The organism is Yoonia vestfoldensis SKA53 (assembly GCF_000152785.1).
GTDB classification, from domain to species: domain Bacteria; phylum Pseudomonadota; class Alphaproteobacteria; order Rhodobacterales; family Rhodobacteraceae; genus Yoonia; species Yoonia vestfoldensis_A.
This window is the reverse complement of record NZ_CH672414.1, coordinates 1,521,581-1,540,520: the sequence shown is the minus strand read 5'-3', so window position 1 is coordinate 1,540,520 and position 18,940 is coordinate 1,521,581. Positions and strand designations below refer to the sequence as shown.

Sequence of the window (18,940 nt, the reverse complement as noted above, 5' to 3'; positions counted from 1 at the left end):
TCTAAAGCGATGAACTTGCACAATTAATTATCGTAAACAGAAGAAAACGTCACTTACAAAGATTGCGGGATGTGCTGTGTCAGGGCTTTGGTGTTTGTAAAAATCCCGTTTCGCAAACGTTCAGATAGGCGCATGCATATTTTAGGTTGTGGCAAGGCTGTTCCATGAAGGTTTTGTCTATGCAGCGCCTTTTGCTGTTCATTGATGTCTAGGTACCGGCCCGTTTTGGCCGGCCCGCCATCCGCATCCTATTGGTCGACAATACGGGCATTTTGTGCGCCACTTCATCAGCCCCGTTAGGTCGGAAATTGAATCATTCTAGCACTAAGGGTTCAGGCCTATCGTTTGATCTAAATGCTAGCCAAATTCGATAGCAAATACGTTCGTGAAATCAACTGCGGACAGACTGTTGGCGGCGACGTTCAACAATATGCCGTTAAGCGATAACTCTCCGTCAAAACTATCTGCAACCCCGTCACCCGTTGCGCGAATAAGTACCGCATCTTGCGTATCTCCCTCGCCTGCCGCCTCATACATAATAAACAGGAGGTCTTCGGAATTCGCGCTTTCGATGTAGGCTGCCTGGCCGTCCCCCCCCCAATTGTTACCTGCAAATACTGCTTCGACCGCGGTTACGATTTCGTTAGGGGTGGAAGTCGCAAAGTCTAAATTGATTGCCAATCCTGAAGAAAATCCAAAACGGCTGTCGGTTAGTACCTCGACAATTACATCGCCGCTCCCAAGATTAGCTGTCCCAAAATCGATATTATCAATTGAGTCAAAGCTTAAGTTGTTAATGGTATCAGCGGCAACAGCGACGCCATCACGATCACTTAACCCGGTGACCTCTAGAATTATGTCATCCACGGACACTTGAAAGTCTGTAATTCTGTTCACACCAGTATCGCTCAAATTAAAAATGAAATCTTCACTACCAGCACCTCCCGAAAGATTATCATCACCAGGACCACCGCGGATTAAATCGTTACCGCCACCTCCAATAATCGTATTGTTTCCAGCGTTACCTGTAAGTTGATTGGCACCATTGTTTCCGATCAAGATGACATGTTCTGTATTAATCATGTTGCTCGCATCGATATTGGAATTCGAGGTGCCTACTGTGCTGCCGTGGGCGTCGCTAATCGCGACGGTTTCTACTTTGACATCAGCTGTGAGCTGCAAAGTATCGTTAGGCTTGGTAGAAACAAAGCGGACCGTATCGTTACCCTCACCGCCATCGATGATTTCGCCTAACTCGTGATGAGAGCCTTCTCCTTTTCCTGCAGCACCAATAAGAAAGATGTCGTCGCCAGCACTACCAATCAAGGTATCCGCACCTGCCCCGCCGGTAATCGTATCTGCGCCTGCGCCACCAGTCAGCGTATCGGCGCCGCCACCGCCAGTGATGTTGTCTGCGCCATTTCCGCCTACTAAGGTATCCGCATTTGCTCCAAGCACCACGGTAGCACCGCCGTCCGCAAGGGTCACATCGAACTGAGTAGCGGCCCGTGCCGCTGCTGCATTTGTGAATGCTGCAGTAGTATCGGCGTTTGTTACATCGACGGCGATATCAAACCCGTCGCCGTCAGCTAGATTTCCATCCATTGCGACCAGGTATGTGGTATTAACAAAGTTTTGCGCGAAAATTACGGCTCCGTTGGCACCCGGAGTAAATGGGTCGACGAGGCCAACAAGTACGTGAGTTCCGACATTAAAACCGCTGGCAACCTGCCCAGTTACCCGGATGAGATCACCAGCGTTCCAATCAGTAATCCGGTCAGAACCGGTGGCATCTGTAGTTCCAGCGCCTGGAACTGATGCCGAGTCCGTGGCACCGAACACGAAGGTGTCGTTACCACCACCACCAGCCAGCGTATCCGCCCCTGCGCCACCGGTAATTGTGCTGTTTCCAGCAGCTCCGGTTACGGTATCATCCCCCGCACCTGCGTTAACAGTCGAAAAGCCTTCGATCGTATCGTTTCCGTTCGTGCCGGTAATTATGGATGTACCAAGCCCTCCGACAGCAGCTGCACCCCTTATGTCGATGCCTTCGGTTACGGCATCTACCACAGTCATTGCTGAGAAGTTCGCAAAGTCGACATTCAGCGTGTCGACGTTGAATCTGGCATTTGCAGCTGCACCGCCATTGTTTCGTGACGCATTCGTTGCGGTAAATTCCTGTGCAACATTCACGATCGCAGTTGCCCCGGCCGATACCACAACAACATCAGATCCCATGAACCTGTTGACAGTATCGGTCCCTGCCGTGATCCGAAACGTATCGTGACCAAGTTGACCGGTTAATGTGTCGTTACCGCCGGCTCCATCCAAAATGTTGTCGCCATTACCTCCGTCTAAGTTGTCATTGCCCATACCACCTGTGATGGTCTCATTTGCATTCCCACCGATGATCGTGCTGGCACCCGTAGCAAATCCGTTCAGCGTTTCAGCCTCAAATACCCCTCTCATGTCTAGGGTTAAGCTATCCGCCATTAGTGTGATGACTTCGATGGAAGTCATTTGAGAAATATCGCGGTTTGAAGTGAAGCTAGCGAACAGGCGCAAAGTATCGGTTCCGTTACCACCATCGAGACTTACATCATCATTGTCGCCGAGAATGATATCGTCGCCATCGCCCGCATGTATCCGATCCACACCCGCACCCCCATCAAGAGTGTCGTTTCCAGCTCCACCTATGATGTGATCGTTCCCTGATCCTGCCAAAATGTTGTCGTTGCCATCCCCGCCGAGGATGAAGTCAACGCGGTTGCTGGCACCGGTGGTATCGATCGTAACGTTGCCGGCCGTGCCGAGGGTGAAGGTTTGCGCCGAGACGGCGCTGGTCTGGCCGTTTGCGCGGGCGAAGAGGGTGCCGGTGGTCACGGCGCCCTGCTGGACCAAGGTAAAGGCGTTGCCACCCACTAGGTTCGCCAGAACGCCGCCGCCGGTCACCTCTAGCGTCGCATCGATGTCGGATTGAACGGTGAATGTGTCGGTCGGATTGTTCACGGTGAACACCGGTGCTGCGCCTACAGGCGCAGGCGGAGCAGGCGGTCCGGGCGGTGGCGGCACAAAGCCGTTCTCGGCCAGTTGCTGTTCCAAACCTGCCCATGTGTCGAGGGACAGGCCGGGGTTGGCTTCGCCATTTGCGATTGCTGTCGCTGCATCCTTTATCTGATCATAGAGGTCTGATGGTAGCCCAAAGACCGCCCGCGCTTCTGTCGAGGTCAGGCTGCCAACCGCAAGGATACGCTGGTTTACGATGTCGATGGCGCTGTCTATCTCTGCCTGCAGCGCGTCAAGAACAGTAGTGGAGTGGCCTGCCGCTTCAAGACCCGCTCGGTACGCGGACATAACCGCCCCAATGGTCATATCTCCCCACATATCCATCTCAATGTTGGGGTTTTGGGTCACGTGCTGCACAAGCACCGTGTTTAAAGCTCCAGATGCGATGTCAAAAGCTGGACGTGCGTCAAGTCCTGCGCCCTGACCAAGGCCGGTTATTGCGCGGGTGATATTGGCAAGTTGCTGGGCCACATGTTCGGCATCCCGAGCAGCTGTAGTGCTGATATTAGCTGCATCAAACGGATTGTAGCTCAACAGGTCGACTGACAGCCCCAAGGCCTGACGTAGTTCGGTCTCGGACAACGTGGTCTGAGCAAGAACAGTGGTCATTGGCGACATGATTGTCGCCCCAGCCGGTGCTGCCGCAAAGTGACCCGCAATAACACGCCCTGATGCTGCATCTATAGTTGTCGAGGTAACCTCGCCATGCAGCGTTTGACCTGCAGGCGCTTGCAGGCTGAAGGCACCGTCGGTGTCAGAAATGGCAACGGCCTCACCCGCATCATAGATGCCATTCAAGTTGCCATCGATGAACACGCGAAAATCATCAAGCGGCCCTTTGATAGCAAAGCCACTTACCGTTGTAGTTGTACCCTCCGTCGAACCTTCTGAGCTGCGGCAAGCGCCAAGCCCCAGCGCTGTAGCCATCACGACTGACCCGTTAATAACTTTCTGTTTTTGTAAAGAATATTTGGGGTTTAAAGGATCTAGCCTACGAGTTGAACGCTGATATTCCATTGGAGCTCCAAATTTTTTCCAATGGATAACGATGTAGAAATAGTGAATGCTACAAAGGTAACAAGGCTTTGCTGCTGTGGTGCCCTATGACAGCAGCAGAACTATACGCGCTGCCGACCCCAAATGGGCAACACTTCTTAAGCCCTCTTACGGGTCGGCAGGTCTTACCTAAAAATTGCCTCTTGGAATCTTGCCCAATCAAACCCCTTCGATTTTATAGGGTGAGCAACTTAAACTATGCCTGCCAGCCTTTTGAGCAATGAACATCTGCAAGCATTTTTTGCGGTAATCTGCATGGTTACGCCCAAAAACGCCGCGTAGCGCAGCAACCCGTGCTGATTGCTACACGTGCTGCGGCCATGGGTAGGTCGGCATCAACACGGCTGTTACACGCACTGTACGATGCCAGCTGTTCATGAAGTTGCGATAGGGCCTGATCCTATTAAAGACAAATCTACCCTTCAGAAACACTGATGTTTTTCTGCACTATTTGGCTATGAATGCAGTGGTTCGTGATTGGAAAAAGAGGCCTCTTGACAAGAGACATAGCAGTAGAACGGCTCTTTAGTGCTTCAAAGCGGCGCTCAGGTTTGAGGAGCCTGTTGACAGATTGACCCAACATCGATCATCACGTTCTTCTTGTGTGTGCTTTTTTTCCTGTTATAGTAAGTTGCCGTGCTACAAAGACAATAAAGTGTTGCAGGGGGATAAGAGCAAAAACCATGCGAACCTCACTTGTAGAATGGCCAATGTGCTAATGTCCGTCAAATTGTCACAATGTCGTGCGCTAGTTGTTGAAGACGAATTTGAGTTCCAACAGAGCCTTGAAAAAGCGCTCGAACAGGTTGAGCATCTTTGGGGGGTTCAAGTGTTTAGCCATGGGCAAGATGCTATTGATTTTATATCAAAATTTTCGGACTTCTGGACGTTGCGCTAGTGGACCTTGGTCTGCCAGACATTAGCGGAAATGTAGTGATTGAAAGAATTCGCGCGCGTTTTCCCAAAGCGCCGATCTTGGTCGTGACCACACATATGTCCAGAAAATCACTGATCAGCGCTTTGCGTGCCGGGGCTAATGGATATGTTTTGAAGGATGCGACGCCAACAGAGCTGACCATCAACATTAAACACACCCTTGCAGGAAGAAGTCCGATCAGCCCCGCACTTACGGCAGATATCATATCTGACCTTCTAGAGATCAAGTACCCTACCCATGACCCGGATGAAAAGCTCACAAAAAGAGAGATCGAACTGCTTGAGCGTATTTCAGAAGGGCTTAGCTATGCAAAATGTGCCAACGAAATGGGTCTTCAGCTTTCGACGGTCCATTCATATAGCAGGGCGCTATTTAGAAAGCTGGGAATAAACTCCAAAAGCCAAGCTGTTTTAGAGGCTCAGAAATTTGGGATCAACCCGCGACGCTAGGGTCAGCCGCCTCTGGGGGGAGCTATCCTAACCCATATCTAGCGTCACGCAGCAGCCGGTGCTGTCGCTGGAGATCGTTAGCTGCCAACCCTGTTCTTCAGCCCTTGCACGCATGTTGTTTAACCCTCTTCCGGTAGATGTCTGGTCGACCTCGAACCCACAGCCATCATCTTTGAGAATGATCAGGCGTTGGCCCCTTTCGACCCGCACAATCAGAGAGATTGATTGCGCATCGGCATGCCTCAAGGCATTGGCCAGGCCCTCTTGCACGATCCGCGCGGCCTGCAACATCACGCGTGCCGGTAGTTTGATCCGGCGGGCGGCATCGATCTGCCAATCAAGCGTGACCGGCAGCGACCTTGTGCGGGACACCGTCCGTTCAAGTAGACTTGCAAGAACCGTCCAAAGAGTTTCCCCCTCGGCATCGAGGCTATCAAACAGCAGCCGCAGATCGTCGAGGCAATCATCAATGATCTTGACCGCTTGATCCGTCGAGCCCGCACTATCGCGGAGCCTGATTTTGCCAATCGCCAACTGGTTGCCGAAACCGTCGTGAATATCCTGCAAAAGACTTTCACGCTCTGCTAATCGGGCCTTTGTATCTGCGAACTTCAAGAGTTTCTTATTTGCGCGACGCATGGCCTGTTCGCTGATTTTCTGGCTTGTGATGTCCTGAATGACCCCTTCCCATACCCATGCGCCGTCATCTCTCAGGCGTGGAATGGATTCAGCCAGGACCCAACGGATTTGTCCCTGGACAAGAAGCCGTGTTTCTTCACGAAACGGTGCTCTATTGACGAATGCATGGGTATTCTTTTGCACCCAGACGTCATAATCGTCCGGATGAACACAAGTGAAACCGATCAGTGGGTCAGCGCGGGCTAGTTCTTCGTCAAGCCCCGTAATTTCCAGAAACCTCCTGCTCATGAACCGGAATTGCGCCAGATCATCACCTGGCATCAGCACCATCGTATAGGTACCAACGGGGATATTTTCGGTAATCTCATAGGCTGTGCGCTCAAGTGCTGCTTGGGTATCGGATAGCTCGTTGCGCAATTCTTGGTTGAGCAAGTCAGAGCGCTGCTGCTGTTCGATTTCGGATGTGATATCGAAACTGACACCCGACAAGGCCGTGGGTATGCCTTCCCCGTCTCTTTCGCTGACCCCGGCATGCACGCGCAGCCAGACCCAGTTGCCATCCTCCAGCTTGCGGCGATACAGTAGAGTGTGGTGATCCAGATCGCCGCGTTCGAGCGCCTGAACCGCGGCGCGAACAGCAGGCACATCATCAGGATGCAGTCTGGCCAGCCAATCGTCGCTCGACATAGAGGTTCTGCCGTCTTCGTGTTTCGCGAACTGGGCCCAACGTATGCCGAATTGCGACTGGCCACTGCGCATATCGCGACGCCAAGTATAGGCTTGGGCGGCATCCAGCACACTTTCGAATCTTGATTGCAGATCCATGACATCGGATAGGTCCTGCAAAACGCCGGTCCATGGCTGTTCAGGATCATCCGTGTCGGGCGGTGTCAAACTAATGCGTACGGATTTGATTGCGCTTTTGGTATGCATGCGCCCCTGCCAAACGGTTGCCGCATGAATTTGCGCCGCGCTTTGCAGTGCATCATCAAAACTAGCACGATTATCTGGATGCACAAGATCACCAAGCTCTCCTACCACCGGCACGCAAGGGTGTTCGATAATTTCCAAAAACGCTGCATCGGCCCAGGTAAGGTAGATTTTGCCTGGCAGATTGATCATTAGTCTGAACAGGCCCACGGGGATTTGGACGGGTGAGCTTTCACAAAATCGCATAATTAGAGGTCCCTGGGAGATCTGCGCTGATCCGGTATACGCTCGAAATGCAATTCAGGCATGCAAAAAAACTCGCCCACATTGGAGCGCAAAATACTAGGGAACTTGTGACCAAGGCACATTTTTAGAATTTAGCGTCAATGTCATAATACAGAGAACACAAGGTTGTCTTTGGTCGTCATAGCTCACCGTCTCTTGGTCTCATATCGGGATTGATGTGTCTAACTGACGCTAGTCCCATGTCACTGCTGTGAAGATTGAAGACCCTTGCATGGTCCAGGCTTGATAAATGCGCATTTACTACCGTCAAAACGGTCGAGACTGGCATGATGCGGTGTAGCGCAAACCAATCCGCTTCGTCTAATGCTTCCAAGCGGTTGCGGTCCACGGCAAAAAGTCCGGTATATCGTGCTAAATGTGGTGTTTCGACCACCTCGGGAATTTGCCACGCCTGCAACAGATTACGTTGCGCCAACCATGACAAAACAAGGCCAAGTCGGTTCATTGCCTGTTGCTGGACTTGCAAGAAGGCGAGCGCTGCTGCAAGCACCGTGGAAAGCTGCCCATCCACGAAAAGCGGCTCTACTCCTTTAATGCCGGCTATCTCTGGCGTATAATCTGGCCAAAAAGCAAGCGTCGTGCAATCCGGGCTTAACTGGAACGGATAGCTGAGAAGCACCCCTGGCACAAAGCGTCCGCTCCAGCATCCATCCGCCTGCACTTGCAGATTAAGCCCTGGCATCGGCCCTAAAAGTGTGACGGCCTGCCACTGGTTGCCCTGCTTGCGAAATGCCACAGTCATATCCTTTGCCAGTCGTGGCAATTCATCAGCTGTAATCGGTACCAAGCTGAGGTTGCGTGCAAACCCATAGGCTTGAGCTGGCCGCCAGCCCAAATTGCGATGGGCATTTAAGGACAAGATCGTCACCGACCTTATGCTGGTTTGGGCGCGACAGGGATCGCGATATATTCAAAGACAAACTGGTCACGCTTGCGCATCGTTAATAGTACGCTTCCACCTTCAAAAGCCGCCCGCGCATCTGCCCGGTGGGCCCCAGCGCAATGTTCACCAACATGATAGAGAATGCGATCGCCTTTTGATGCACTCGTCATGGCCTCCGCAAATGCACCACGACGCAAGCCAGTAATGTCAATAATACCAGAAATGGTCCCTTTTTGCGCAGCAGACGACCTACATGATACGACGTTTATAGTATGCAAATCGGGTCGTGGTTTTTGTTGATCTTTGGAGGACACGCGACTTCCATTCTTCTTCACTCTTCATAGCGAATTTTTCATTAGGCTTTGCTGCTCCGGATCATAGGCGTGCGGCGAAGCGCTTACTCATCAACGGTTACAAAAAATCTGGGTGGTTAAAAATACCCAAATATTTGGGTATTTTTATTGATTGCATTGAGGTGTTAAGGGTACGAAAAAATTCGCTACTGGAAACTATCAGTATTTTATCGTGAGAACGCTGAAGTCATCAGATTAAATTTTTTAAGCCATTTGTGCTATGATCATCGTGAGAATACATATTGCTTCTTTGAAGAGTGCGCATAGTCGTTGGTCAATAAGAAGCGTTAATGTTCTAACTGCTGTCTTTCGCATGACTGCGCATTCAAGATCAAACACAGGTTCCGAGCAGCACGATCAACACAGTTTGAGGGTGCTGACAAAAGTTTGCCGCAGTCGTATTTAAGCGGATCGAAGCAAATGATCACACTCCACAGCCAAGATGGGCAACATTTCTTAGGCCTTCGTACGGGACGGGAAGGTGGCTATGAGATTGTTTATGACTGCGGTCTACAGCGCAGACGGTTCGTTTTGCTTATCAAAACGGCACAGGTTGATGCTCGCTATTTTCGTATGCAACTTGAGGATGCAATCCAAACTGTTGATGTACTAACGACGCTCTCTGCTGCTCTGCGCAACGCCGCGATTGAGTTTGAGACCGACTACGATTGATCCTCGCACATTCCCTTTTCTCTAGGTACACGTAGATTCTTTACGGTATTTGCACTAGGCTTGTCATCCACTCCGTCAACCATCACAGCAGGTGCAAAGGGTTTGGGCATTACCGTGCAGTTGCTGCGTATTTTCCCATGTACAGCGTCAACGGGGGCGCACTGCTACACTGAGCGCGTCCTGCATCGACTCCGTGCTGTAGCCGGCGCACAGCGCGTGTGTGACCCCATACTGCGTTTAGCTGAGGTTGTCGGGCTTGGGTTCGTTGAAGGGCAGGGGCTTTGACTTGCGTCGCCTGCGGGCTTTATTGTCGGGATGCAGGTGTTGTTCCTGCTTTGACATCGACTGTGTATTCCCACGAGAGGGCAAACGCAGTGGTACCACAGTGATTTCCGCAATGCGCATTATAGCCTTCCGGTGGCGCTGGATAGTGTTGCGAAAAGACCACCTCGAAACTGTAAGTACTTCACCTGAAAATTCCGCAGCGCAGGATTTTTACCGGCAAAAGGGATTTCGGGGCAAATCGCGCTGCACGCCGTTTTGCACAAGTAGCTCATACTGCCATCCGGTCAGGCGCGCGCCATACAGCCTCAGCGTGACGCGCAATCGCATCATCACAAAGCGTCTTGAGACGATCAAACTGCGCAGCCATGGCAGCATGTTCAGACAGACCGCTGGCACGCAGTCGCTGCGCATAATGTCCAAGCTTGTGCGCACAGATTGTGAGCGTCTCTATGCTGGGTCCAGTCCCATGATTGCGCAGCGTGCGGATGTACCCCTCACTGCGCCCCAGCCAAGATCGGCAGAACTCTGGTGTGTTGGACGCAGCTCCTGAACTAATTAGTTCACTTCGTATGTGTTCAAGTAGTTTTACGCTCATCGTATCTCCTAAATATCTCATGTTCATAACTATTTAGCAGATATTTGGTTGCTCAACCCAACTAACCGGCGTTAGCATTAAGGCACAGGCGAAAGCCGATACCCAGCCACGGCCTCAACATGCGTCTGTGCGCTACGTGCAAGCACTGGATGGATCAGAGAACTGCGAACCCAACACGCGTGTAGGTCAGCACCGCAAGCGCAAGCAGGCGTGGCGAATGTGTTGGTGGACGACACGATCACCACGACATACTGGCAATGCCTGCTTTGACCGGCTGTGGTTCAGTCATAGGGTTTAAACACAGCAAATGCGTTGACAGGTTTAGCACAGCGAAGTGGTTTACTTTAAAAAAACACAGTAAACGCATTTACTGTGTTTAAACCAGTAAACTTTTTTAGGCAGTTCATTAAAGATCGATGCGCAAGCGTCTGAAATACGTGCAGTAAACACTGATATTTGACTGTTTGGTTAATATGCTTAAGGTAGAATATATAGCAATTCTGATATGCTCAGGGATTATTAACCTTACATGCAGTTCGTCCACTGGTGCGTACTGGAAACTCACCCCTGCTGACCCCGTCGATCAGTTCGCGCGCGCAGCGCAGGTCATGTTGCACGGCCTTGCGTTTGGCGCGCCTCAGTTCGATATCAATGTCCCCCGTTGAATGACCCAGCCGCTGCATGTAGCTGCGTGAGATGCCATTGGCTTGCTCGGCGGCATGAAGGCCGACGCGATCAGCGATCTCTTCGTCCTTCATTTCGGGATAACGCCGACGCCATTTGTACACGGCAATGTGGCGATGCAGATTTACCAGCACAGGGCGGCGTGCGACGGGATAGACGGCTGCTGATCGGTGAAGGGCTACCCGCTCTGGAAACAGCAACTGCATGTGCAGTTCTTTCAAACTGCGTTCCACGGCCTCTGCGCCCAAGGATACGTCAATCTGTACCTGCACAATTTCGGCACCAGCGCCAAAACAATGGTTATCACTGGCAAATGCTACTGCTGATGGTTCGGTGAACAGATGATCATGGTTTGTCCACCACGACCGAAACGTTTGACCGTAAATATTGCCAAAGTCCCGAAATAGCTTTGCGCAGGAACCAACACCACTATTCGCACAGGTTTTGCGATAGTCTTGGCTATGCCGCAGATAGAGCCACCAATAGTAATAGACTGAACATTTCCATGCCGGTGCGCCGCGATATGGCGGGGTTGGTCCTTTTTGCGCGCTGGCGGTGGAGTGGAATTGAGGCGCAGCGTGTCTGAAGGTCGGCGCGGAACGTGACCTGCTTTTGTGGCGTAAGCCACCTGACTCAACGAGTTCCGACATGTTCGTTAGTTAAGACATGGAGCTTGCTTTTGCACAATCTTGAAATTGCATAGTTGATTCTCGACTGTGTGAGGTCTTCTCCTTGATGGCCTATTTCTGCTCAACAGAAAGGACAGCCTATGTCTGACACCAATTACAAAGTTCAATTAGAACAGACGCTTGATCAAATCTCAGCCGCGCGTGCTGTCTGGGAAGAAGGAACACTGAAATCATCCAATGATGAGCTTTACGCAATTCTTGAGCGTTGCTTTGAAATTTATAAACAAATGAAGGAAGACACGGCCAAGCGCCGTTCTCTGAATTCATTGCTTACGGATCGTAATATGAAACCCCGGACGAGCACGAGCTTGGGTATAAAAGTGATCCGTTACGTGTTTGGCAAAGAGGGCAATCGCGAACAGGCTTTTGCACGACTGCTGACTATTGCCTATGACCTCAAGCCTGCAGAGCAAAGTTTGGCCAGCTACATTCAGCAATGCGGTGGTGTGGAAGAAGTGCGTCGTACATCCAAGGTCAAAGACGGCAAGACGATGACTGCGGATGATTATAAGCAAATCGCAGTCATGGGCCTCAACATGGCGCGTATCCCTGTGGCCAGCTTCAACTTGCCAGAATTCATTCAACCCAACAGCGAATATGACGAGGATTACGTGGTGGGACTGATCCGCTGCAATCCTGATGGTACGGGTGATCTGCTGTTTGGCAACAACGACGCCAAGGTGATCGACACAGTGCTGGTCGCATCCGGCAAGTACCTCGACCAAAAAGCGCAGGATGACCAGAAAGGCCTGCAAGTCGCTGATGTGGCTAAGCGTCGTACTGAGGATGTCCGAAGCTTCGCACCCAAGCTCTTTGCATCCATGTCGCCAAAACTGCACATCAACGGCCTCGCTGTACCAGCTGAGTGACGCAACTATAACTGCGGGGCGTGACCAGCCTCGCAGTTTCTCATCACGCATTCCGAAAGGACATTCCATGACATTCGTTGAACGTCACAGGCCGCGGTCTGTGCAGGATTTGGTCTTTGCCGATCCCACTGTGGCTGCCATCATCGACCGCTATGCCTATCGTCGCCCAACAAAGCCGTTGTTGCTTTATGGGGCACCTGGCACTGGCAAATCCGAAGCCCTGAGGCTCATCGCACAAACCCAGTTTGCGCAGGCTGGCTTAGAGATTGAAGATTTTACGCTAAACGGGGCTGAATATGACAAAGCCATCTTCAACAAAATTCTCAATATGGCTCAAATACAAATGTGGCCCCGTGGCACGCCCGCCATCATCGTGATCGATGAAATTGACGAGTTTGAAGACAAGTTGCCTGGCAAGACCCGCACCTTTGTTGAACAGCATAAAAGTGTGCAGTTGTTGGCCAGCACCAACTACATCAAGAAAATCAAGCCAGCCCTGCAGAGCCGTATGCGCTGTGTGGAAGTCAAAAAGCCCAGCAACGCAAACTGGGTGCCGCGTGCCCATGCGATCCTGACTGCTGAGGGTGCAACTGTCAGCCACAACGACGTTCAGCAATTGATGCAGAACTTTACGGGCGATGCGCGTGACTTCATCGATTACCTCGAAGAGCAAGTTGACACGGCCCGTCACTTTCATGGGGCAGGGGGCAGCCAACTGCACCGCTCTGCGACAAGCTCGTCTCATGCAGTAGGAGGTACGCTATGACTGGTTACATCAAAGACATGCACATCGAATTCAAGCTGTTTGAACTTTACGGGCTGCGTGAGGTCATAGCTGCAGCACAGTCGAGAAAAGTGGCTCAGAGTGACTTTGTTGCGCTGGCTGAAACAGTGCTCTCAGAGGGCCAAGCCCGCGCCTTTGCCGCACGCTGGCCTACGCTCACCCAAGCCGAACAAACCCAAGTCTGCACCATGTTGGAGAAAGATCATGGATAAGAGAACACTGATGCTAGAACTGAAAGGTCTGTCACGGGTCATAGACGCCGATGTGCGCCACTTGATAACTAAACGCAGGGTCATTGCAGAGCTTTCCGATAGCTACGAACCCCAAAATCCATTTTTTAGCCTGCTTGATGATGTTGAGGACACTCTCTCTGAAGCCGTCCAGCGAAAAATCTTCGAAAACCTTTCAGCAGAGGAGCGCTCAGCTTTTCTAGCTGATTGGCGCAAAATGCCTCCACATGAGCAGCTCCGTTATTTGGATGATTATATTGGGGCCGCGACATGAAGGATCACATAATTGCACCATTAGAAAAAGCTGGTTGCCCAAGTGCGCCCTCAGAAATCGATGCATTGCATGGCATCTTAACGGAATGCGGCGTGCATCGTCTTTGGGTTAACCCAGAAATGATGTTGATCGAGAACTATCTAAGGCACCGTCCTGAAGATGAACATATGCAAAAAACCTTAGGTGTAAAAGTACTCAATTTCTTTTTGCGGCAATTAAAACGATCTGAACCGTTTTGGAACATGACATCGCAAGATGCGCTCCTGTTTTGGTTTCTGCGTTTTTCAGATGGGTTTGATCTCAAGAAAGCTTTGATTAAGTCCTTGGACTCGGAGCCACAGAGTGAGGCGATTAGCGCCGAATATGATGACAGTCATGTGAGATTTGAAGAGGACCATAAGCAATTCAACAAGCTGACGACGCTTATGATGATTGAAGGGTTTCCAACGCACTTCGGCTTACTGACAGCGGACGCAACAATCCGTTTGACACTTCATGAGAGTTTGGTCGCAAAATATGGCTCAGCTCAAGTTTTGCACAAGCTATTAAAAAGCATCAAAACAGCCGAACGCACACAGTTTCAAGGTATGCTTGCGGATAATTCTACTGTGAAAACTGTCAAAGCCAAAACTACCTGTGCGCAGAAATACTTAGACATGTGTTCAATAGATCGGATTAGGCTGATGCGTTATTATGACTTTGTTTGCAGTCAGAATTCCAAAAGTGTGAGTTGAAAACTCTAGACGACAATTCAAAAATACCAAGCATCTTCGTTCTCGTTGATAAATACACGAGGAGGATCGTGCATGACATTCGCGCAGCGCAGACAGGAACGCACAACTTTGATGGCCAATCTGCTGGAGCAACAGTGGGACGTATTTGGCACGCTCAAGTTTGTAAACGGCAGGAGCATCGGCAGAACCACAGCGCATAAATTGCTGTGCTCATACTGGAATAAAGTGGACCGTGTGTTCTTTGGCCACGCGGCTGAGCGACAGGGTGTGCGTGTGCCGCGTTGGTGCTTTGCGCATGAAGGATCAGACACAGAAAACTTCCACATCCACTTTTTGTTGCAATCGCCTATCGCAGATCCGGAGCAGGCCTGCATGGCGCTCAACGCGATCTGGGCACAGCATCACGTGCAAGCAGCGCCTTTGGCCAAAAACTGGATCACACCGGTGATCAGCAGATGCGACGCGGTGGATTATTGCACGCGCGAATACTGGCGCATGGGCAGCGCCACCTGGTTGGACGAGATCAGCTGGGAGCGCACGACTTTTGCTGAAATGGCTAAATACGAACATGACGCTCAGCGACAGCGCATTGAAAGGGCAGCCAGCCCAATCTGGCTTAGGCAAGCATATGAAGAATTACAGGCACAACAGGCAGCGTATGCGGCAGACGACGGAAACCTCGTAGCGTAGCGTGGCTAGGCCCCTGCGCACTGCAACATATCAGATAACTCAAACAGGATGGTGTCGTAGATGAATTTCTTGGCACATCCTTGTTCACGAGCAAATGTTCAAACAACATCAAGTCAAAGACAACAGATGAAAAACATCAATTGAAAGACGAAAAATACATAAAAACAGTATATTAAGTTAAGAGGTGCTCAAGTTGTTAAACAACGTCGAATGCAAGACACAGCATCAAGTGAGATAAGAGTTATCATAAGGGCTAAGTATTTATACATGGGCGATGCGCCACAACACAGCGTCAGCGGGTTATACCGTTAGACGCTTTTTTTGTGAGCGTTGCTTCGGTTTACACCGTGCCTTTGGCTGATCAAATCTTTCTGCCAGATGATCCCGTCTTTCCGGTCGTCCACTTCAATCGCTGACTTTATGTTCGCGTTATAGGTGTATAACAAGGGAGTACTTATACTATGACGCATCTGGCAAAATTGACATTCAAAACAGTGTCAAAGAGCATACTACGTGATCCAGTGATTGCGCGTCGTGACAAGGTTATTGCTGCACTTGAGGAGCAGGCTTTGGTCTTAGCAGCTGCTTTAGAGGGGAAAGACCACATCAAGCTGCGCAGCAAATGGATGATCAACGATCAGGGCGAACGTGTCTTGGTTAAAACACAGCGACGTGTGAAGCCGTGGTTCTTTGCTCAAGATGGCGGTTGGTATGTGCAATGCCGTTACGGGGCGCGTGTGATCGCAGCAGACGGGAAAAACAATGCTTTGTTCGTGAACGCGCTCAAGGACGTGACAGTAGTTCTAGAGGCATTGACCTCAGCAGCTGCTGCAGGTGAGTTGGATGCGGTATTGGCCAAGACAGCATTGCGGCAACCAACGGTCAAGCCAGGTGCTGCACGAGCCAACGCCGATGGATGACGCGGCGAAAATAGCAGCACTTAATGATCTAGCACGGCAAAGCTTCATGGATTGTCGTGTGGTCGTCACACAGGGCATTCAGTCACTTGGCGAAGTTGTCACAGCGGAAATCTTGGCCGCTGTGCAATCATTTGACGCATTCACAGCAGACAACGACCCATATGCGGAGCATGACTTCGGCAAGATCACCCGTGCTGGTACCGATGTGTTCTGGCAGTTCAGCTACTACGATCTGGACTTCTCAATGCATTCGCCCGATCCCACCGATACAGCTATCACAGCGCGAGTGCTGACCATTATGCTTGCCGAGGAATATTAAAGGCTAAGGTTGCCTGCACGGCTGCGAATACGTCGAAAGAGAATGATCATTATCTTATCCTCATTTGGAGCACATAGACCTCGTAACTAGCATGATGTTACCTGAGGATGCCTACAGCCCCCAGAGCATTCGGATGGTAAATGCTAACTCCCTCTGTTGTTATGGGCAGGGGGAGTTTTTTTGGGGGAAACTCAAAAGTCAGCAGTAACGCATGACTGACGCTAAATGGAATTGGTCGTCGTCACAGTCTAAATTCAACACCGGCGGCTATCACCGCTTTTAGTTAAGCACTGGTCAGTAAAACTCTATTTGTTGAACGTCGATCAAAGCATCGTGGTCGCGACCGTATGCAACAACAGCCAGTGATGCCAGACTACTCACGCGTGGCACACCGCGCAAAAACGCACCAGACGCTGTGAAGGCAGCCAATGGCAAGCGCACTTCACTCCAGGTTTCTGTGACGCTAAATTTTGCCTGATAATACTGCCACGGCAGCAAGGTTCCAGCGGTGCGCAGATGGACGAAATAGTCCTGGCTGTTGCCGCGCACAACGATACGAACGCCTGTTGCACTGTCAGGGGGCGGGGTGGTGAGATCCAGTCGCATCTGGATAAACCCGCCATTGTTGGCTGTGCTGACCCGGCCAGTCATGCGGGCAAATGTCTGTCCATTTTCTTGCGCAAATGCGACGCTTCCAGTTGAGATGCCGCCCATCACTTGATCGGTAAAAAAGCGCCACCGCGTTTCTGGCTGCATTGTGAAATCCTCGATCATCGCACGACCTTCAATGGGCTGCTCTGCCAAAGCGGGCGCAAGAACCCCACCCAGCAGTGCTGCGGAAAATAGGACAGAGGCGATACGGCGGTTTATCATCTTCATTCCATTAATTGCCCCAACAAAGCATCTGCTAATCACAGTAGTTCTATATTTCCGTCGCAAGCCTGTTTTATCAATAACCCCTTCAGTGTTTCTCTCCTGTTAACACTATCTTAATCACCTGGGCACAATGTGAAGTAAGTTATTGGAGGGAAGCCATGAGCGTGGGCCAGCAAGAACAGCTAATCATTCTACTGGAAGCTGCGTTATTGGAATATGTTGAAAGGTATGGATTGACAGAACAAGCGCGGATATTGCTCGATTCCGCGCCAGTCTATCATGCTTCTAAAGGTACAATGAGCGCATCGACCAACCCGGTAGAGCCGACCGATTTGATATGAATATCGGTGCTGTTTATAGGCATGTGGCCAAAACAATTTTAGTTTGCTGCTCCAGCAACAGCCAAATCTTCAGGTGTCTTGCCTGATGCCAGTGCTTCATGAAACCACTGTGGCTTGCGCCCGCGACCAGACCACGTGAGGCTTGAATTCTCAGGGTGCTGATATTTTGGGGCAATGTACGTGCGGCTTGATTTTTTATTTTTGCCAATCAGCTCAGCAAGGGAAAAGCCGAATTCTTTTGCCAACGCTTCAACTTGGGCGCGGGCTTCAGCTTTGTGCCGATCATCAAATGTCGAAATTGCTTTGGTGATTTCTTTATGCATTTGCTTGAGTTCAGCGAGCGACATGCTGTCCAGATTAAAGTCAGACATTTAAAACCTCTTATTGTCAGTGTTGACTGGCTAGTATGTGTTAAATCTACAATACTCAATCTGTAAACATAAAGACCCGTCCGAAAGGATAGGGAATTATCGACTTTCTCACAGATTATGCAGGTATCATCGTGTATTTTTGTCATGCGTGCGGTTGCAGCTATTAAAGCTGCAATGACCGTACAGTTTATCCTGCGCTGCGCGACACAGCTGAAAACCTCACGTAATACATATTCTATGAGATTATTGCTTAACCAATTGAAAAGAATGGAGAAAGACACTGGCTGGAAATCGGTCGACGAACCGAAACCTCAGACTTTATAGTCAAAGCAAGAAAAGCATTAGGTTTTGGGGGATTTTGGATGCGGCAAGCACAGACATTAAACGAAGCGCAGCTGCGCCGAGTATTACACTATACAGGCAGCAGGCGTCATCCGGTTCGCGACAGGACAATCATCATGGTCAGCTTCTATGCAGGTCTGCGCGCTAAGGAAATCGCAGCGCTGACTGTGGGCAACGTATTTGATGAAACGGGCGCCGTGCGCGAACAGTTCATCCTGTCAGCAGCACAAAGCAAGGGTGGGCAAACACGGACGGTGTATTTGAACCAGCGCTTGCGGCGCGCGCTCGTGGACTATGGGGACACGATCAAACTGATGGACCCGCAGCAGGCGCTGTTTGCGAGCCAGAAGGGCGGGCATTTCAGCGCAAACACAATGTGCCAGCTGTTCTTGGACATCTACAAAGCTTGTGGGCTCAAAGATGCCAGCAGTCACAGTGGTCGCAGGACCTATATCACACGCTTGGCCAACAAAGGGGTAGGGGTGCGGTTACTCGCAGCACTCGCGGGGCATGCGCACATTTCGACAACGCAACGATACATCGACGTAAATTCTGATCAGCTCAGTCAGGCTGTTGAACTGCTTTAATCGCAATTAGGTCATAGCGGATCCGCAAGGACCGCGCGGCGAATGTCTTCTTCGAGCTC

General features: G+C 50.8%; 21 protein-coding genes. 13 read left to right on the top strand and 8 right to left on the bottom strand.

The genetic code is table 11. The features are described from left to right. Positions 1-357 precede the first annotated feature (357 nt). Positions 358-4,083 carry a beta strand repeat-containing protein gene (locus SKA53_RS07615; protein WP_110549017.1) on the bottom strand — a complete coding sequence of 1,242 codons (3,726 nt, stop codon included), beginning with the start codon at positions 4,081-4,083 and terminating at the stop codon, positions 358-360. Positions 4,084-4,840: 757 nt separating this feature from the next. Between SKA53_RS07615 and SKA53_RS15565 the strand changes: the two genes are divergently transcribed. Beyond that, positions 4,841-5,020 carry a hypothetical protein gene (locus SKA53_RS15565; RefSeq protein WP_165474491.1) on the top strand — a complete coding sequence of 60 codons (180 nt, stop codon included), beginning with the start codon at positions 4,841-4,843 and terminating at the stop codon, positions 5,018-5,020. Next, on the top strand, positions 5,020-5,508 hold the full coding sequence (locus SKA53_RS07605; RefSeq protein ID WP_081440128.1) for a LuxR C-terminal-related transcriptional regulator: 489 nt from the start codon (positions 5,020-5,022) through the stop codon (positions 5,506-5,508). Before SKA53_RS15565 ends, SKA53_RS07605 begins: the two co-directional genes overlap by 1 nt. A 27-nt stretch (positions 5,509-5,535) precedes the next feature. Here SKA53_RS07605 and SKA53_RS07600 read toward each other — a convergent pair whose 3' ends face one another. The 3 genes from SKA53_RS07600 to SKA53_RS15425 all read right to left on the bottom strand — a co-directional run bounded on the left by SKA53_RS07600 (position 5,536) and on the right by SKA53_RS15425 (position 8,580). Further along, entirely contained in the window at positions 5,536-7,269 is a 1,734-nt protein-coding gene (locus SKA53_RS07600; protein ID WP_007205521.1) for a PAS domain-containing sensor histidine kinase, read from the bottom strand. Positions 7,270-7,501: 232 nt separating this feature from the next. After that, positions 7,502-8,251: a SapC family protein gene (locus SKA53_RS07595; RefSeq protein ID WP_165474490.1), complete on the bottom strand. Its 750-nt coding sequence runs from the start codon at positions 8,249-8,251 to the stop codon at positions 7,502-7,504. Positions 8,252-8,256: 5 nt separating this feature from the next. Further along, positions 8,257-8,580 carry a hypothetical protein gene (locus SKA53_RS15425; RefSeq protein ID WP_131494587.1) on the bottom strand — a complete coding sequence of 108 codons (324 nt, stop codon included), beginning with the start codon at positions 8,578-8,580 and terminating at the stop codon, positions 8,257-8,259. Positions 8,581-9,039: 459 nt separating this feature from the next. Between SKA53_RS15425 and SKA53_RS07590 the strand changes: the two genes are divergently transcribed. Further along, a complete protein-coding gene (locus SKA53_RS07590; RefSeq protein ID WP_007205517.1) occupies positions 9,040-9,291 on the top strand; it encodes a hypothetical protein in 252 nt (83 codons plus the stop codon). 553 nt (positions 9,292-9,844) lie between these two features. On the opposite strand, the gene SKA53_RS15830 is transcribed toward SKA53_RS07590, so the two are convergent. After that, entirely contained in the window at positions 9,845-10,171 is a 327-nt protein-coding gene (locus SKA53_RS15830; RefSeq protein WP_431607683.1) for a DUF6626 family protein, read from the bottom strand. 509 nt (positions 10,172-10,680) lie between these two features. Beyond that, positions 10,681-11,505, bottom strand: a complete 825-nt coding sequence (locus SKA53_RS15420; RefSeq protein ID WP_131494586.1) for a hypothetical protein — start codon at positions 11,503-11,505, stop codon at positions 10,681-10,683. Between the two features lie 119 nt (positions 11,506-11,624). On the opposite strand from SKA53_RS15420, the gene SKA53_RS15560 reads away from it, so the two are divergent. From SKA53_RS15560 to SKA53_RS07540, 8 genes are all read left to right on the top strand, one after another. Further along, complete coding sequence (locus SKA53_RS15560; RefSeq protein ID WP_007205514.1) at positions 11,625-12,413, top strand: hypothetical protein; 789 nt, start codon at positions 11,625-11,627, stop codon at positions 12,411-12,413. A gap of 67 nt (positions 12,414-12,480) precedes the next feature. Further along, on the top strand, positions 12,481-13,179 hold the full coding sequence (locus tag SKA53_RS07570; RefSeq protein ID WP_007205513.1) for an ATP-binding protein: 699 nt from the start codon (positions 12,481-12,483) through the stop codon (positions 13,177-13,179). Then, positions 13,176-13,409: a hypothetical protein gene (locus SKA53_RS07565; RefSeq protein WP_007205512.1), complete on the top strand. Its 234-nt coding sequence runs from the start codon at positions 13,176-13,178 to the stop codon at positions 13,407-13,409. Before SKA53_RS07570 ends, SKA53_RS07565 begins: the two co-directional genes overlap by 4 nt. Next, positions 13,402-13,701, top strand: coding sequence for a hypothetical protein (locus SKA53_RS07560; protein WP_007205511.1), 300 nt, complete (start codon positions 13,402-13,404; stop codon positions 13,699-13,701). Before SKA53_RS07565 ends, SKA53_RS07560 begins: the two co-directional genes overlap by 8 nt. Further along, positions 13,698-14,435 (top strand): hypothetical protein, encoded by a 738-nt coding sequence (locus SKA53_RS07555; protein WP_131494585.1) that lies wholly within the window; start codon positions 13,698-13,700, stop codon positions 14,433-14,435. The genes SKA53_RS07560 and SKA53_RS07555 overlap by 4 nt, the downstream gene beginning before the upstream one ends. Positions 14,436-14,507: 72 nt before the next feature. Further along, positions 14,508-15,125 carry a hypothetical protein gene (locus SKA53_RS07550; protein WP_007205509.1) on the top strand — a complete coding sequence of 206 codons (618 nt, stop codon included), beginning with the start codon at positions 14,508-14,510 and terminating at the stop codon, positions 15,123-15,125. 461 nt (positions 15,126-15,586) lie between these two features. Then, positions 15,587-16,045, top strand: coding sequence for a hypothetical protein (locus SKA53_RS15555; protein ID WP_007205507.1), 459 nt, complete (start codon positions 15,587-15,589; stop codon positions 16,043-16,045). Beyond that, entirely contained in the window at positions 16,038-16,364 is a 327-nt protein-coding gene (locus SKA53_RS07540) for a DUF3768 domain-containing protein (protein ID WP_040482843.1), read from the top strand. The genes SKA53_RS15555 and SKA53_RS07540 overlap by 8 nt, the downstream gene beginning before the upstream one ends. A gap of 294 nt (positions 16,365-16,658) precedes the next feature. Here the strand turns inward: SKA53_RS07540 and SKA53_RS07535 are convergent, their stop codons facing one another. Beyond that, positions 16,659-17,237, bottom strand: a complete 579-nt coding sequence (locus SKA53_RS07535; RefSeq protein WP_110549014.1) for a CIA30 family protein — start codon at positions 17,235-17,237, stop codon at positions 16,659-16,661. Positions 17,238-17,398: 161 nt separating this feature from the next. On the opposite strand from SKA53_RS07535, the gene SKA53_RS15415 reads away from it, so the two are divergent. Then, positions 17,399-17,581: a hypothetical protein gene (locus SKA53_RS15415; protein WP_131494584.1), complete on the top strand. Its 183-nt coding sequence runs from the start codon at positions 17,399-17,401 to the stop codon at positions 17,579-17,581. 38 nt (positions 17,582-17,619) lie between these two features. Here the strand turns inward: SKA53_RS15415 and SKA53_RS07530 are convergent, their stop codons facing one another. Next, entirely contained in the window at positions 17,620-17,952 is a 333-nt protein-coding gene (locus SKA53_RS07530) for an H-NS family nucleoid-associated regulatory protein (RefSeq protein WP_007205504.1), read from the bottom strand. 362 nt (positions 17,953-18,314) lie between these two features. Here SKA53_RS07530 and SKA53_RS07525 point away from each other — a divergent pair, with 362 nt between their 5' ends. Continuing rightward, positions 18,315-18,881, top strand: a complete 567-nt coding sequence (locus tag SKA53_RS07525) for a tyrosine-type recombinase/integrase (RefSeq protein ID WP_040482842.1) — start codon at positions 18,315-18,317, stop codon at positions 18,879-18,881. Positions 18,882-18,940 lie beyond the last annotated feature (59 nt).